This is a genomic window from Actinomyces urogenitalis DSM 15434 (genome assembly GCF_000159035.1).
GTDB classification, from domain to species: Bacteria; Actinomycetota; Actinomycetes; order Actinomycetales; family Actinomycetaceae; genus Actinomyces; species Actinomyces urogenitalis.
This window is the reverse complement of the sequence record NZ_DS999576.1, coordinates 418,076-432,552: the sequence shown is the minus strand read 5'-3', so window position 1 is coordinate 432,552 and position 14,477 is coordinate 418,076. Positions and strand designations below refer to the sequence as shown.

The 14,477-nt window shown below is 68.1% G+C and carries 10 protein-coding genes and 4 tRNA genes; 2 read left to right on the top strand and 12 right to left on the bottom strand.

The window, feature by feature from the left end; translation table 11 throughout:
- The 6 genes from uvrC to HMPREF0058_RS10010 all read right to left on the bottom strand — a co-directional run.
- On the bottom strand, positions 1-1,000 hold a 1,000-nt coding region (gene uvrC, locus HMPREF0058_RS10035; RefSeq protein WP_006549681.1), incomplete at its 3' end, for an excinuclease ABC subunit UvrC.
- Positions 1,001-1,060: 60 nt separating this feature from the next.
- Positions 1,061-1,450, bottom strand: a complete 390-nt coding sequence (locus tag HMPREF0058_RS10030; RefSeq protein ID WP_006549680.1) for a hypothetical protein — start codon at positions 1,448-1,450, stop codon at positions 1,061-1,063.
- A 28-nt stretch (positions 1,451-1,478) separates the two neighbouring features.
- Positions 1,479-1,964 (bottom strand): RHS repeat domain-containing protein, encoded by a 486-nt coding sequence (locus HMPREF0058_RS10025; RefSeq protein ID WP_006549679.1) that lies wholly within the window; start codon positions 1,962-1,964, stop codon positions 1,479-1,481.
- Between the two features lie 370 nt (positions 1,965-2,334).
- Positions 2,335-2,409, bottom strand: a tRNA-Val gene (locus tag HMPREF0058_RS10020).
- 1 nt (position 2,410) lies between these two features.
- Positions 2,411-2,481 (bottom strand) — tRNA-Cys (locus HMPREF0058_RS10015).
- Between the two features lie 37 nt (positions 2,482-2,518).
- Positions 2,519-2,591, bottom strand: a tRNA-Gly gene (locus tag HMPREF0058_RS10010).
- Between the two features lie 150 nt (positions 2,592-2,741).
- Between HMPREF0058_RS10010 and HMPREF0058_RS10005 the strand changes: the two genes are divergently transcribed.
- Positions 2,742-2,814, top strand: a tRNA-Val gene (locus tag HMPREF0058_RS10005).
- 58 nt (positions 2,815-2,872) lie between these two features.
- On the opposite strand, the gene HMPREF0058_RS10000 is transcribed toward HMPREF0058_RS10005, so the two are convergent.
- Positions 2,873-4,249 carry a UTP--glucose-1-phosphate uridylyltransferase gene (locus HMPREF0058_RS10000; RefSeq protein ID WP_006549677.1) on the bottom strand — a complete coding sequence of 459 codons (1,377 nt, stop codon included), beginning with the start codon at positions 4,247-4,249 and terminating at the stop codon, positions 2,873-2,875.
- Between the two features lie 50 nt (positions 4,250-4,299).
- On the bottom strand, positions 4,300-7,146 hold the full coding sequence (gene uvrA / locus HMPREF0058_RS09995) for an excinuclease ABC subunit UvrA (RefSeq protein ID WP_006549676.1): 2,847 nt from the start codon (positions 7,144-7,146) through the stop codon (positions 4,300-4,302).
- 138 nt (positions 7,147-7,284) lie between these two features.
- On the opposite strand from uvrA, the gene HMPREF0058_RS09990 reads away from it, so the two are divergent.
- The gene (locus HMPREF0058_RS09990) at positions 7,285-7,569 is read left to right on the top strand and encodes a YciI family protein (RefSeq protein ID WP_006549674.1); all 285 of its coding nucleotides are present in this window, start codon (positions 7,285-7,287) and stop codon (positions 7,567-7,569) included.
- Position 7,570: 1 nt separating this feature from the next.
- On the opposite strand, the gene HMPREF0058_RS09985 is transcribed toward HMPREF0058_RS09990, so the two are convergent.
- The 4 genes from HMPREF0058_RS09985 to uvrB form a co-directional block, all read right to left on the bottom strand.
- Entirely contained in the window at positions 7,571-10,060 is a 2,490-nt protein-coding gene (locus tag HMPREF0058_RS09985; RefSeq protein WP_006549673.1) for an HAD-IC family P-type ATPase, read from the bottom strand.
- The gene (locus HMPREF0058_RS09980) at positions 10,057-11,049 is read right to left on the bottom strand and encodes a TerC/Alx family metal homeostasis membrane protein (protein ID WP_006549672.1); all 993 of its coding nucleotides are present in this window, start codon (positions 11,047-11,049) and stop codon (positions 10,057-10,059) included. The genes HMPREF0058_RS09985 and HMPREF0058_RS09980 overlap by 4 nt, the downstream gene beginning before the upstream one ends.
- Before the next feature lie 16 nt (positions 11,050-11,065).
- Positions 11,066-12,091 (bottom strand): TerC family protein, encoded by a 1,026-nt coding sequence (locus HMPREF0058_RS09975; protein WP_006549671.1) that lies wholly within the window; start codon positions 12,089-12,091, stop codon positions 11,066-11,068.
- A 271-nt stretch (positions 12,092-12,362) separates the two neighbouring features.
- Positions 12,363-14,459: an excinuclease ABC subunit UvrB gene (gene uvrB, locus HMPREF0058_RS09970; RefSeq protein ID WP_006549670.1), complete on the bottom strand. Its 2,097-nt coding sequence runs from the start codon at positions 14,457-14,459 to the stop codon at positions 12,363-12,365.
- Positions 14,460-14,477: the final 18 nt, after the last annotated feature.

Genomic DNA, 14,477 nt, shown 5'->3' with positions numbered 1-14,477 from the left:
CGCCGAGGGAGGTCGTGGGGCCCGAGCGCAGCGGTGCACCGGGCTCGCCGTCGGCCGGCTCAACGAGGTCGGCGTAGACCTGCTGAAGCAGGCGCTCGACCAGCTCGGCGTCGGAAGCGTCCTCCACGACGTCGATCACCCAGCCGCGCTGACCGCGCACCCGGCCTCCACGGACGTGGAAGACCTGAACAGCGGCGGTCAGCTCGTCACGCACGAGCGCGAAGACGTCCGCGTCGGTGGCGTCGGGCAGGACGACGGCGTTGCGCTCGATCACCTTCCTCAGCGCTGCCGCGTCGTCGCGCAGGCGGGCCGCCTTCTCAAAGTCGAGGGCCGCGGCCGCCGCCTTCATCTCGGCCTCCACCTGGCGCAGGTAGGGTCCGGTGCGCCCGGCCATGAAGGAGCACAGGTCCTCGGCCAGGGCGCGGTGGTCGTGGGCGGAGATGCGTCCGACGCACGGGGCCGAGCACTTGTCGATATAACCCAACAGGCAGGGGCGCCCGGAGGCGTGGGCGCGCTGGAACACGCCGGCCGAGCACGAGCGCACCGGGAAGACCCGCAGGAGCTGGTCGAGGGTCTCACGGATGGACCAGACCTGGACGAAGGGGCCGAAGTACCGGTTACCGGGCTTGCGGGCTCCGCGCACCACCTGGGCCCGGGGGTAGGTGTCCCTCATGGTCACGGCAAGGTAGGGATAGGACTTGTCGTCCTTGTACATGACGTTGAAGCGAGGGTTGAACTCCTTGATCCAGGAGTACTCCAACGCCAGGGACTCCACCTCGGTGGCCACCACCGTCCACTCCACGGCGCAGGCGGTAGTCACCATCTTCTGGGTGCGAGGATGCAGCGCGGCCAGGTCCTGGAAGTAGTTCGACAGCCGCGCGCGCAGGTTCTTGGCCTTGCCGACGTAGATGACACGTCCCTCGCCGTCCAGGAACCGGTAGACCCCTGGCGAGGTCGGGATCTCGCCAGGTGCAGGACGGTAGGTCGAGGGATCAGCCACGAGGGGCAGGATAGCGAGAAGGGCCGCTCAGCCGGCACCGGGGGGCGAGACCGCAGGCTCCTACCACTGGAATTGGGTCAGGACCCCACGGCTCATTCCCGGATTCTGTGGGCCGTCCAGGCTCACCGGCCAGTCCAGACCACCGACCTGGACTACGATGGTCGGGTCCTGGGTCGCGAGAAGAGCAGGGAATCCGATCTCGAGGACCAGTCCCTGGGCGGGGGCCTGGTCGGCGGGACCGACGTACCGCTTCCAGCTCAGCTCATAGCGTCCCGGATAGGTGCCGGTCAGCTGCGTGGCCGCACTGATGTTGCCGAAGTCGTCATACTCCAGGTCCAGTACTGCCACGCCGTCCACGCTCATCTGGACCGGACGACCTGCGTCGTCATAGGTCATCGTGCGCTCGGTGTCCGGGACCGGGCCGCTGAGAAAGTCGTCGCTCTGGCGCACACGGACGACTCGCCCCTGCTCGTCGTAGTCATAGACCGACTCGGCGGCCGTCGGCGTCGTACTCGTAGGTGGCGGTGAGCTGGTCCGCGTCCCACACCTGTGCCGGATTCCCCTGGGCGTCGTAGAAGAAACGCACCGACCGCCCTCCACCGGTGGCGACGGCGGACGCGAGCCGCCCGGCCTCGTCGTAGCCGAAGGTCCACAGGGAGGTCCCTACGAGGCGGCCAGCCTCGTCATACGTGTACTCGTCGGTCGGTCCTTCGCGCGGCTGGATCCCTGTCACCCGTCCGCTCTCGTCGCGCATGACCTTCGCCAGGGGCGTCATGCCGAAGCCCGCCACGTCACTGGAGACCTCATCCAGCAGCCAGGTCTGCGTGACTCCTGGAACCTGCTCCAGGCCGGTGAGCATGGTGGCGTCATGAACGGACAGCTCGGTGAGCCTGGTATTGGCGGACAGGTGGAGGCTGGCCACGGCCTCGCGGACCCCCGCGTCCTCGACGGAGGACAGGACCACGCCGGCGACGACGGCCAGATCCGTCGGCCTCTCGGTCGGCTACGCGGGCCGTCGCCTCAGCCACCACACCCCGCCGAGCAGCGCTGCCACGACCGCGATGACCCCGACGACGGCGACCACCATCAGTCCTCGCCGGGAACCAGTGGCTGGCGAGGACGGCGCGGGCACAGCAGGTGGTACCTCGGCGCCAGCCTGCTGCCAGGCCATGACAGTGCCACAGACGTCACAGCGCGCTGCGCCAACCTCGAGGGGGGCGGTGGCAGACCGGACACGAAACCATGTGAGAAGTCTATGAGCTCTGGGCGACATCGACCGTCACCCTCGGGCCTCATGAACGAATGAGGCTCGCAGCCTGAGACTGCGAGCCTGATGGTGGGCGATACTGGGATCGAACCAGTGACCTCTTCCGTGTCAGGGAAGCGCGCTCCCGCTGCGCCAATCGCCCGAGGTGGGTACCGGATTCGAACCGGTGTAAACGGCTTTGCAGGCCGGTGCCTAGCCTCTCGGCCAACCCACCAGGGAAGCTGGGGGCTGGGAGGCTCCCGGCTCCTCGGAGCGGATGACGGGACTCGAACCCGCGACCCTCACCTTGGCAAGGTGATGCTCTACCAACTGAGCCACATCCGCATGTGTTCCAGCGGCTCGTGCGAACCGCTCGGTGCTGGAGAACCATAACATTATCCCCACGGCCGATCGCAAACTACACCGCGGTGATCCACCTCACCGGGTCCGCATTTGCAGCCAGCGCCGATCGCCCGCTAGCCTGTCACCCGCACCGGGCGATTGGCTCAGGGGTTAGAGCGCCTCGTTCACACCGAGGAGGTCACTGGTTCGATTCCAGTATCGCCCACCGGAAGCACGAAGGCCCGGACCGTACGGTCCGGGCCTTCGTCGTTCCTGTCAGCGCGTTACAGCTGCGTGCCGTCGGCGATGGTGCCCGGGGCACCGTCCTGGCTCACCACGGCGTCCGCCGTCGCCACCACGCCACGGCCGAAGGTCCAGTCCCCCTCGACCCTGAAGGTGCGAGCGTGACGGATCGAGGGCACCCCGGCGGGGAAACGCGCCTCGAAGTCCTTGATCTTCTTGTAGTAGCGCGTATCCAGGTTCACCGTGCAGGCCTGGTCCGCCGCCATCTGGAGCAGGCCGTCCTCGTCGAGCTCGTAGACGTCCGAGCGCACCAGCAGCAGGTCGTTGGTGGTCTTGACGGGAAGGAAGCGGCTGCGCGGCACCTCGATCGCCGTGGCTCCCTCGAAGGCCTCGACGGCAGCTCCCATCGCCGTCTCCATCTGAATGACCGGCGTCGAGGAGGAGTCGGAGGGATCGACGGTCTTCGCGTTCTTGATCAGCGGCAGGCCCAGGATGCCGTCGCGCTGCACGAGCGTGTCACGCAGCACCTGGAGGTCGAACCAGAGGTTGTTGGTGTGGAAGAAGGGGTGCCGGAACTGGTCGGTGAAGTAGTGCATCTCCTCAGCCGGAGTCTGCGCGGTGTCACGCAGGATGATGCGGCCGTCCGACTTGCGCACCGCGAGGTGACCGCCCTTGACGTCAGCGGGCGTGCGCCGGCACATCTCCGGGGCGTAGGGCGCACCCGAGGCGGCGAACCAACCGGCGATGAGCGCCGAGGGAGCGGCCCCAAGGTTGTCGGAGTTGGAGGTCATGGCGTAGCGGTAGCCGCGTTCCAGCAGGGCATCGAGCACGCCTGAGGCGACCAGGGCCGTGTAGATGTCACCGTGGCCCGGCGGGCACCACTCCAGCTCCGGGTCGGCCTCCCACGTCACCGGGGTCAGGTCGTCGGCACGCAGCTTCGGCTCCCGGTTCTGCAGGAAGTCCAGCGGCAGGCCCTCCACCTCGATGCCGGGATGGGCCGCAAGGGCCTCCAGGGTGTCGCAGCGGGTGCGGAAGGAGTTCATGAAGATCAGCGGCAGGGTCACGCCGTACTTGACGCGGGCCGCCTTGACCTGCCCCACGATCAGGTCGAGGAAGGTCTTGCCATCGCGCACGGGCAGGAGGGACTTGGCCTTGTCCATGCCCATCGAGGTGCCCAGTCCCCCGTTGAGCTTGATCAGCACCGTCTTAGACAGTGCATCGCGCGCCTGCTCCGGGCTGACCGAGACGCTGTCGAGGGAGTCGATCTGGGTCAGTGGCTCAATGGTGTCCTCGGGGATCAGCCCCGTGGCTCCGTTCTCCAGCTCGCGGTAGTAGTGGCTGAAGACGTCGATCGCTTGCTGCGCGACGCCCGCGTCACGCATCTTCTTCTGGGCGGCGTTGAGTCCGTTCTCGCTCATGGCCTCAGGTTAGCGTTCCCATGCCGGACGTGACACGCCGTTTGCCCTCCTCAGCCCTTAGCCCGCGCGAGCAGGGGCGTCAGGTAGCGGCCGGTGTGGGACTCCGGCTTCCTGGCGACCTGCTCGGGGGTTCCGGTGGCCACCACGGTCCCGCCGCCCTTGCCGCCCTCGGGGCCCATGTCGATGACCCAGTCGGCGTTGGCGATGACGTCGAGGTTGTGCTCGATGACGACGACGGAGTTGCCCTTGTCCACCAGGCCCTGGAGGACGGCGAGCAGCTTGCGGATGTCCTCAAAGTGCAAGCCGGTGGTCGGCTCGTCCAGGACGTAGATAGTCCGGCCCGTCGAGCGCCTCTGAAGCTCGGTGGCGAGCTTGACTCGCTGGGCCTCGCCTCCCGACAGCGTCGTGGCGGCCTGGCCCAGGCGCACGTAGCCCAGGCCCACGTCCACCAGCGTGGACAGGTGACGGGCGATGATCGGAGTGGCGGCGAAGAAGTCCGCAGCCTGGTGGATCGTCATGTCCAGCACGTCCGCCACGGTCCTGTCCTTGTAACGGATCTCCAGGGTCTCGCGGTTGTAGCGCGCGCCGTGGCAGACCTCGCACGGGACGTAGACATCTGGCAGGAAGTTCATCTCGATCTTGAGCGTGCCGTCACCCTTGCAGGCCTCGCAGCGACCGCCCTTGACGTTGAAGGAGAAGCGACCAGGACCGTATCCGCGGACCTTGGACTCGGGCACCGAGGCGAAGATCTTGCGGATGTGGTCCCACACGCCGGTGTAGGTGGCGGGGTTGGACCGTGGGGTGCGCCCGATCGGCGACTGGTCAACGTGGACGACCTTGTCCAGGTTGTCCAGACCACGCACCGTCTTGTGGCGCCCGGGCACGCCGCGGGCGTGGTTGAGCCGGTTGGCCAGCACCTGGTAGAGGATCGAGTTGACCAGCGAGGACTTGCCTGAGCCGGAAACGCCGGTGACGGCGGTGAGCAGGCCCAGCGGGAAGGTGACAGTGACGTCCTTGAGGTTGTTCTCGCGCGCGCCGACCACGGTGAGCTCGCGCCCCTTCTCCCGCTTGCGCCGGGTGGCCGGGATCTCGATCCGACGCCGCCCAGCCAGGTAGTCGCCGGTCACCGACCCCTCGGCCTCCAGGAGCCCGGGCAGCTGCCCGGCGTAGACGACCTCGCCACCCAGCTCACCCGCCCCGGGACCGATGTCCACGATCCAGTCCGCCGAACGGATCGTGTCCTCGTCGTGCTCGACGACGATGAGCGTGTTGCCCAGGTCCCGCAGCTTCTCCAGGGTCTCGATGAGGCGGTCGTTGTCCCGCTGGTGCAGGCCGATGCTGGGCTCATCCAGGACGTAGAGCACGCCGACCAGCCCTGAGCCGATCTGGGTGGCCAGCCGGATGCGCTGTGCCTCACCTCCGGACAGGGTGGCGGCGCCGCGGGCCAGGCTGAGATAGTCCAGCCCGACGTCCACGAGGAAGCCCAGGCGGGCGTTGATCTCAGTCAGGACCGAGCCGGCGATAGCCGCCGCCTGGCCCTCCAGGTGCAGGTCGGCCAGGAAGTCACGGGCCTCCCCCACCGGCAGCTCGGCGAGCTCGGCGATGGACTTGTCCCCCACGCGCACGGCCAGGACCTCGGGCTTGAGGCGCGCACCGTGGCAGGTGGGGCAGGGCACCTCGCGCATGTAGCCCTCATAGCGCTCGCGCGAGAGCTCGGACTCGGTCTCGTCATGCTTGCGCATGACGTAGTCGAGCACGCCCTCGAAGCCGCTGGAGTAGATGCGCTCACGCCCCCAGCGGTTGCGGTAGCGGACCTTGACCTCATAGTCCTTGCCCCGCAGGATCGCTTCCTTGGCGCGCTGCGGCAGCGCGCGCCATGGTGTGTCGACGTCGAAGCCGAGGTCCTCCCCCAGCGCCGCGAGCTGACGAGTGAAGTGCTCCTGGTGCCCGGTCCACGGGGCGATCGCGCCCTCGGCCAGGGTCAGCTCCTCGTCAGGGACCACGAGCTCAGGGTCCACCTCCAGTCGAGAGCCGATGCCGGTGCAGTCCGGGCAGGCACCGTAGGGGGCATTGAAGGAGAAGGTGCGCGGCTCCATCTCATCGAGCTGGAGAGGGTGCTCGTTGGGGCAGGCGCGCTTGTCCGAGAAGCGCTGGAAGCGTGCCGGATCATCCTCGTCCAGGTCCACGCGGTCGATGACCACCAGGCCCTCAGCCAGCCCCAGCGCCGTCTCCACCGAGTCGGTCAGGCGCTGGCGCATGCCCTCGCGGATGACGAGGCGGTCAACGACGACCTCGATGTCATGCTTGATCTTCTTGTTCAGGGCAGGCACCTCTCCCAGGCGGTGGACGGCGCCGTCCACCCGCACCCGGGAGAAGCCACGAGTGACGAGGTCCTCGAAGAGCTCGGTGTGCTCCCCCTTGCGGCCCCGCACAACCGGCGCCAGCACCTGGAAGCGGGTGCCCTCCTGGCCACCGAGCACCTGGTCGACGATGGCCTGCGGCGTCTGGGAGGAGATGACGGCGTCGCACACCGGGCAGTGCTGGACGCCGGCACGGGCGTAGAGCAGGCGCAGGTAGTCGTAGACCTCGGTGACCGTGCCGACCGTGGAGCGGGGGTTGCGCGAGGTCGACTTCTGGTCGATCGACACCGCCGGGGACAAGCCCTCGATGAAGTCGACGTCCGGCTTGTCCATCTGACCCAGGAACTGACGCGCGTAGGAGGACAGGGACTCCACGTAGCGGCGCTGGCCCTCAGCGAAGATCGTGTCGAAGGCGAGGGAGGACTTGCCGGAGCCGGACAAACCGGTGAAGACGATCATCTTGTCTCGGGGCAGGTCGAGGCTGACGCCCTTGAGGTTGTGCTCGCGGGCGCCACGGATGATGAGGGAGTCGTTCACGGGCGAGATTCTAGGGGGAGAGGCCGCCACCTTGGAACACGTGTTCGACTCCAGCGAAGGCGGCCTTGGCCACGTGCCGGTGCCGCTTCAGGCCCGGCCGCCGACTTACCAGCCCCAGGCCGGTCTAGGCTGAGTCCCATGAGCACGATCTTCGCCGTCGAGTACCACTACGTCACGGACAAGGACGAGGAGATGGCGCAGGTGCGCCCTTCCCACCGCGCCTTCAACGGCCAGCTGGCTGAGCAGGGCAAGCTCATCGCCGCCGGCCCCTACGTCGGCACCCATGACGCCCTCATCATCGTGCGGGCCGAGGACGCCCAGGGCGCCCTGGCGCTGCTTGAGGACGATCCCTTCCACCAGGCCGGGTTCATCGCTGAGCGTGTCCCCCGCGAGTGGAACCCGGTCATCGGCTCGATCCGCTGAGTCACTCCTTGCTGACGCGGCTCGTTAGCCGCCCGATCCACCGGGCCACACCCACGGCCTGGATGCCGGCGACCGCCGCCCCGCCGCCGATCAGGATGGCCAGCCACGTCGACGTCGTCGGCCAGGCCAGCAGGAAGAACTCGCGCACCGGCGCCACCAGGACCCCGAGTACGGCTAAGGCACCCATGGTGACAATGAGCCCCAGTCTCCATCCCAGCAGCGGCCGGGCGGTGAGCGTGAGCAGGCTGAGCCCGGCGACGACGAGCACGAGGGTGGCACCGGTGGTGACCTGTGGCTCGCTGGCGCCGGTGGTCGTGAGCCACACGTGGGTGGCCAGCGTCGCCGTGCCTGCCACGAGACCGGCTGGCACCGCCAGGGCCAGCACACGTGGCAGGAAGCCGGCACGATAGCGCTGGGTGTTGGGGGCCAGCGCCAGGATGAACGCAGGCACACCGATCGTCAGGGAGGACACGATCGTCAGCTGGCGCGGCAGGAAGGGATAGCTGATCGCCGTCATCGCCACGACGACGGCGATGAGGCTGGCATAGACCGTCTTGGACAGGAACAGTGAGGCGATGCGCTCGGTGTTGGCCATGACACGCCGGCCCTCAGCCACCACACCGGGCAGGGCCGAGAACTCACCACTAAGCAGCACCATCCGGGCCACGGCCTTGGTAGCCGGCGCGCCGTTGCCCATGGCGATGCCCAGGTCCGCCTCCTTCAGGGCCAGGGCGTCGTTGACGCCGTCGCCGGTCATGGCCACAGTCCGCCCGCGCAGGTGGAGGGCCTGGACAACGGCCTTCTTCTGCTCGGGCGTGACACGTCCGAGCACCTGGGCCCCGTCCAGCGCCGCCGCCAGGGCCTCACGATCTGCTGGGTCCTCGGCGCGGGTGGGCAGCGTGCGGGCGTCCAGGGCCACGAGCTGCGATCCCTCCTCACCGCCCGGTCCGCGCACGCCTGCCCGAGCGGCCACCGCCGCCACGGTATCCGGGTTGTCCCCGGAGATGATCCTGACCTCCACACCCTGGGCACGGAAGTACTCCAGGGTCTGGGCAGCGTCGGGGCGGACCTCCTCGGACAGGACCACCAGGCCCGCTGCCACGAGCTCGTGCGGAAGGCGAGCCTTGCCGTCGCCGTTGCCCTCGCCAAAGCCGGAGGCGGAGCGGGCCAGCGCGACCACCCGCACTCCCCCACCGGCGAGCTCGCCGGCGCGGCCGAGCAGCTGCCTACCGCCGTCGGCCCCGCTCAGGACGATCTCGGGAGCGCCCATGACCCAGCAGACGCCGTCAAGCTCGACGCCGGACCACTTGCGCGATGACGAGAAGGGCACGGCCTGGCCGATCCTCTCGCGCAGGGCCGCCACGGCCTCCAGGCTGCGAGCGTCAGTGTCCGTGCCGGTCTCCTGGCCCGTGAGCGCCTCCAGGACGGCCTCGGCGGTGGCGTTGGGGTCAGCCACGCCGGTCAAGGCCAGCAGAGGTTCACGTAGCTTCTGGGCGCCGTCGTCCGTGCCCGCGGCGCCGAGCACCTGCCGCATCGTGATCCGGCCGGTGGTCAGCGTCCCCGTCTTGTCCAGGCACAGCGTGTCCACGCGGGCCAGGACCTCCACGCTCGGCAGCTCCTGGACGAGCACGTGCTGGCGGGCCAGCTTGAGTGAGGCGGTGGCGAAGTTGACACTGGTGAGTAGCACCAGGCCCTGCGGGACCATACCGACCACGCCGGCAACTCCCGCCACAAGCGCTACCTTCCACTCCCCGGTGGCGAAGGAGGCTGCCGCTCCCCCGTGCAGGCGCATCTGGGACCAGACCACCAGCAGGCCCACCGGCACGATGACCCAGGAGATCCAGTGCAGGATGCGGTTGGTACCCGCCTGGAGCTCGGAGACGACGAGGGAGTACCGACGCGCCTCGGTAGCCAGGCGGTGGGCGTAGGCCTGCGCCCCCACCGCCGTGGTGCGCACGACGGCGGTGCCGGCGGTGACGGTGGTACCAGACATGACGGCATCACCCGGCCCTGGGCGCACGGCGTCAGACTCGCCGGTGAGAATCGACTCGTCTACCTCCAGCCCGTCAGCGGCCAGGACGACGGCGTCGGCCGGCACCTGCTCGCCGCTGCGCAGACGCAGCACGTCATCGAGCACCACCTCGCCAACGGCGACGTCCTGCTCCTGCCCGGCCCGGATCACGTGGGCCACAGGGGCGTCCAGGACAGTGAGGCGGTCCAGCGCCCGCTTGGCGCGGACCTCGGCCAACGTGCCGGTGGCGGTGTTGAGGATGAGGACGAAGCCGAACAAGGCGTCGGCAGGCGAACCGAAGACGAGCACCAGGACGAGGGCGATAGCGAGGATCGCGTTGAAGATCGTCAAGACGTTGGCCCGCAGGATCTGCGCCGCCGAGCGTGAGGTGGTCTCCTTGAACTCATTGGTCTGGCCCGCGCGCTGACGCTCGGCTACCTCGGCCTGGCTCAGGCCCTGGCGGTCCTCAGCAGTGCTCATGCATTCCTCCGAGTGTGGATGAGGCTGGTGGCGGCCACGATAGCCAGAGTCCCGATGATCACCACCAGGGACGCTCCGGTGGAGGGCTCGGGCACGGCGGTCACAGGCTGACCGTGGTTGATTAGTGGCACCGCGTTGGTGTGCAGGGCGTGGTTGACCAGCTTGAAGCCGATGAAGCCCAGGATGACCGCCAGGCCGTAAGGCAGGTAGACCAGGCGGTCGAGCAGGCCGTCGATGAGGAAGAAGAGCTGACGCAGGCCTAGTAGGGAGAAGGCTGTGGCGCTGAAGACGAGGAAGGGCTCTTGGGTCAGTCCGAAGATCGCCGGGATGGAGTCGAAGGCGAACATGAGGTCGGCCGTACCCAGGGCGAGCACGCACACGAGCAACGGCGTGATCATGGTGCGCCCGGCGTGGCGGTGAAGGAGCTTGTTGCCCACAAAGCCCTCGGTCACCGGGGCCACCCGGCGCACCAGGCGCGTGAGGGCATTGTCCACGTACTGCGAGCCGTCCTCGTCCTCCGCCTCGTCCTGGCCGCGCGCCTGAATCACCTGCTTGACCGCCGTGTAGAGAAGGAAGGCGCCGAAGAGGTAGAACACCCAGCTGAAGCGGGCGATGAGCGCGGCCCCGGCCAGGATGAAGAGCAGGCGCAGCACGAGCGCGATGACGATGCCCGCCAGCAGGGCCTTCTGCTGGAAAGGCCTGGGCACCCGGAAGGCGCCGAGGATGAGGATGAAGACGAAGAGGTTGTCCACGCTCAGTGACCACTCGGTAAGCCAGCCGGCGTAGAACTGCCCCGCCCAGGTCCATCCCTCGGTGAGTCCCACCCCCAGCCCGTAAAGCGCCGCCAGGCAGATATAGCCCAGTGTCCAGTGCACGGCCTCGCTCATCGAGGGCGGGTGGGGGTTGCGGGCGTGGCCGATGAAGTCGACGGCGAGCAGGCCGAGGACCAGGCAGATCAGTACCGTCCAGGCAAGTGGACCGACGGTCATGGAAGGAGGTCCTTCCTCAGGAGCGCGGCTGCTCCTGACCAGGGGTGGTCTCCTGGGAGGACACCGCGCGTCGGGAGGCCACGAGGGAGGCGAGCACGGTGATGATGACGACAACGACGATGAAGCCCAGGGACACCCCGATGGACGGCTCTGGGATCAGCTCCCAGTGCTGCCCGCCGTTGATGAAGGGCAGCTCGTTGGTGTGCAGGGCGTGGTTGACCAGCTTGAAGCCGATGAAGGCCAGGATCACTGCCAGGCCGTAGTGCAGGTAGACCAGGCGGTCGAGCAGGCCGTCGATGAGGAAGTAGAGTTGGCGCAGGCCCAGCAGGGAGAAGGCGTTGGCCGCAAAGACGAGGTAGGGCTCGGCCGTCAGCGAGTAGATCGCCGGGATCGAGTCGATGGCGAACATGACGTCCGCGGTGCCGATGGCGATGATGCACAGCAGCATCGGGGTGATCATGGTGCGTCCGGCGTGGCGGTGGATGACCTTGCCGCCCACGAAGCCGTCGGTCATCGGCACCACGCGCGAGATGAGGCGAACGAAGCCGCTGGGCTCGTACTCCTCGGAGTGGTGATCGGGCTCCTGCACGCCCTCACGGGCCTGGGAGAAGGCGGTCCACAGCAGCCAGGCACCGAAGAGGTAGAAGACCCAGGAGAAGTTCTCGATCAGGGCGGCTCCCAGCAGGATGAAGACCAGTCGCAGCACGAGCGCGATCACGATGCCCGCGAGCAGGACCTCCTGCTGGTACTTCCGGGGTACCCGGAAGCTGGAGATCATGATGACGAAGACGAAGAGGTTGTCCACGCTCAGCGCCTTCTCGGTGATGTAGCCGGCGAAGTACTCCTGACCGTACTGGCCTCCCCATACGCCCCACACGATGGCGCCGAAGATGACGGCCAGGGCGATGTAGCCCACGGACCACCAGGCGGCTTCCTTCAGGGTCGGCTCGTGCGGGGTGCGCACGTGCCCGACGATGTCGATGGTGATCATGGCGAGGATGATCGCGGCCAGCGCGATCCATCCGAGGGCGTGGACCTCCACGGTGCTCCTCCGGTACGGGACTGGTACCGGAGGTCTCCTCCCGCCAGGAACGCGCTGCTGGGTGCGGCACCTTCAGGGCCCGCGGCGCCGGGGGCCGGGTCAGGCTGCAAGCCTGGCCGGTCCGCCGTGATGACGACGCCGTTGTTGGTGGGAGTACTCCCCTCCGTATGAACGCCGCTGAGTCTAACGGACGACGCCGGCCCCTCCGAACGCCACCACCCTGCCACGGCTGTGCCGTTGGGCACGCTGTCAGGGCGTGGTCAGAGCGTGGTCAGGAGGCCGCCCTCATGGCGCGCAGCTCCTTCTTCAGGTCCTGGATCTCGTCGCGCAGCCGGGCCGCGAGCTCGAAGTGGAGGTCCTCGGCGGCAGCGTGCATCTGCCCGGTCAGCTCGTTGATGAGCTCGACCAGGTCCGCCTCCGCGGCACCGGCGAGCTTCTCACGCACGGTCGCCTCGGCGGCCTTCTTGCGACGCGTAGCCACCTGGCGGTCCTCGTGGCCCCGGTAGCCGCCGGCCAGCAGCTCCTCGGTGTCCACGTCCTCGCGCGCCAGCATGTCGGTGACGTCCGCGATCTTCTTGCGCAGGGGCTGGGGGTCGATGCCGTGGGCGTCATTGTAGGCCATCTGCTTGGCCCTACGCCGCTCGGTCTCGTCAATCGCCTCACGCATGGCCGGGGTGACCTTGTCCGCGTACATGTGGACCTCGCCGGAGACGTTTCGGGCCGCACGCCCGATGGTCTGGATGAGCGAGGTCGACGAGCGCAGGAAGCCCTCCTTGTCCGCGTCCAGGATCGCCACGAGGGAGACCTCAGGCAGGTCCAGGCCCTCGCGCAGGAGGTTGATCCCCACCAGCACGTCAAACTGTCCCAGCCGCAGCTCGCGCAGCAGCTCCACGCGCCGCAAGGTGTCGACGTCGGAGTGGAGGTACTCGACCTTGACCCCGCGGTCGGCGAGGTAGGTGGTCAGGTCCTCGGCCATGCGCTTGGTCAGCGTGGTGACCAGCACGCGCTCGTCCTTGTCCGTGCGGGCACGCACCTCCTCCAGGAGGTCGTCAATCTGGCCCTGGGTGGGCTTGACGACGATCTTGGGGTCCACGAGACCGGTGGGACGGATGATCTGCTCCACCACGCCGTCGGACCGTTTCATCTCATAGTCGCCGGGGGTGGCGGACAGGTACACGGTCTGACCGATGCGCTCCTCGAACTCGGCAAAGGTCAGCGGCCGGTTGTCCAGGGCGCTGGGCAGGCGGAAGCCGTGGTCCACGAGGGTGCGCTTGCGCGAGGCATCGCCCTCATGCATGGCCCCGATCTGCGGGACGGTGACGTGGGACTCGTCGATGACGAGGAGGAAGTCCTCGGGGAAGTAGTCCAGCAGCGTGTTGGGCGGTGTGCCCGGAGAGCGACCGTCAATGTGCATCGAGTAGTTCTCCACGCCTGAGCAGGTGCCGATCTGGCCCAGCATCTCCAGGTCGTAGGTGGTGCGCATACGCAGGCGCTGGGCCTCCAGCAGCTTGCCGTCGCGTTCCAGGACGGCCAGGCGGTCAGCAAGCTCGTCCTCAATGCCCTTGATAGCCCGAGTCAGGCGCTCGGGACCGGCCACGTAGTGGGAGGCGGGGAAGACGAAGACCTGGTCGACGGTGGAGATGACGTCACCGGTCACCGGGTGGAGGGTGGCCAGGGACTCGATCTCGTCGCCGAAGAACTCGATCCGGATCGCGAGCTCCTCGTACATCGGGATGATCTCCACCGTGTCACCGCGCACCCGGAAGGTGCCGCGGGTGAAGTCAATGTCGTTGCGGGTGTACTGCATGCCCACGAAGCGTCGCAGCAGCTCGTCACGGTCGATCCGCTCGCCCACCGCCAGCGGGGTCATGCGGTCGACGTACTCCTGGGGCGTGCCCAGGCCGTAGATGCAGGAGACGGAGGAGACGACGACGACGTCGCGCCGGGTGAGCAGGGAGTTCGTGGCGCTGTGGCGCAGGCGCTCGACCTCGTCGTTGATCGAGGAGTCCTTCTCGATGAAGGTGTCCGTCTGGGGGACGTAGGCCTCGGGCTGGTAGTAGTCGTAGTAGGAGACGAAGTACTCCACCGCGTTGCCCGGCAGCAGCTCGCGGAACTCCGCCGCCATCTGGGCGGCCAGGGTCTTGTTGGGCTCCAGGATGAGGGTGGGGCGCTGGACCTGCTCAACAAGCCAGGCGGTGGTGGCGGACTTGCCCGTTCCCGTGGCTCCCAGCAGGACGATGTCCTTCTCGCCCGCATTGAGCCGCTCGGTGAGCTCAGCGATGGCCGCGGGCTGGTCGCCGGACGGCGTGTACGGACTGATGACCTCGAAGGGCTTGTCGGCACGGCGCAGGTCGGTGACAGGACGCATGGGGCACAGCCTAGAGCC

Bases quoted from the DNA above. Each gene is read 5' to 3' on its own strand.
- HMPREF0058_RS10000 (WP_006549677.1), bottom strand. From the start codon at position 4,249: ATGAGCGAGAACGGACTCAACGCCGCCCAGAAGAAGATGCGTGACGCG.
- HMPREF0058_RS09990 (WP_006549674.1), top strand. From the start codon at position 7,285: ATGAGCACGATCTTCGCCGTCGAGTACCACTACGTCACGGACAAGGAC.
- HMPREF0058_RS09985 (WP_006549673.1), bottom strand. From the start codon at position 10,060: ATGAGCACTGCTGAGGACCGCCAGGGCCTGAGCCAGGCCGAGGTAGCC.
- HMPREF0058_RS09980 (WP_006549672.1), bottom strand. From the start codon at position 11,049: ATGACCGTCGGTCCACTTGCCTGGACGGTACTGATCTGCCTGGTCCTC.
- uvrB (WP_006549670.1), bottom strand. From the start codon at position 14,459: ATGCGTCCTGTCACCGACCTGCGCCGTGCCGACAAGCCCTTCGAGGTC.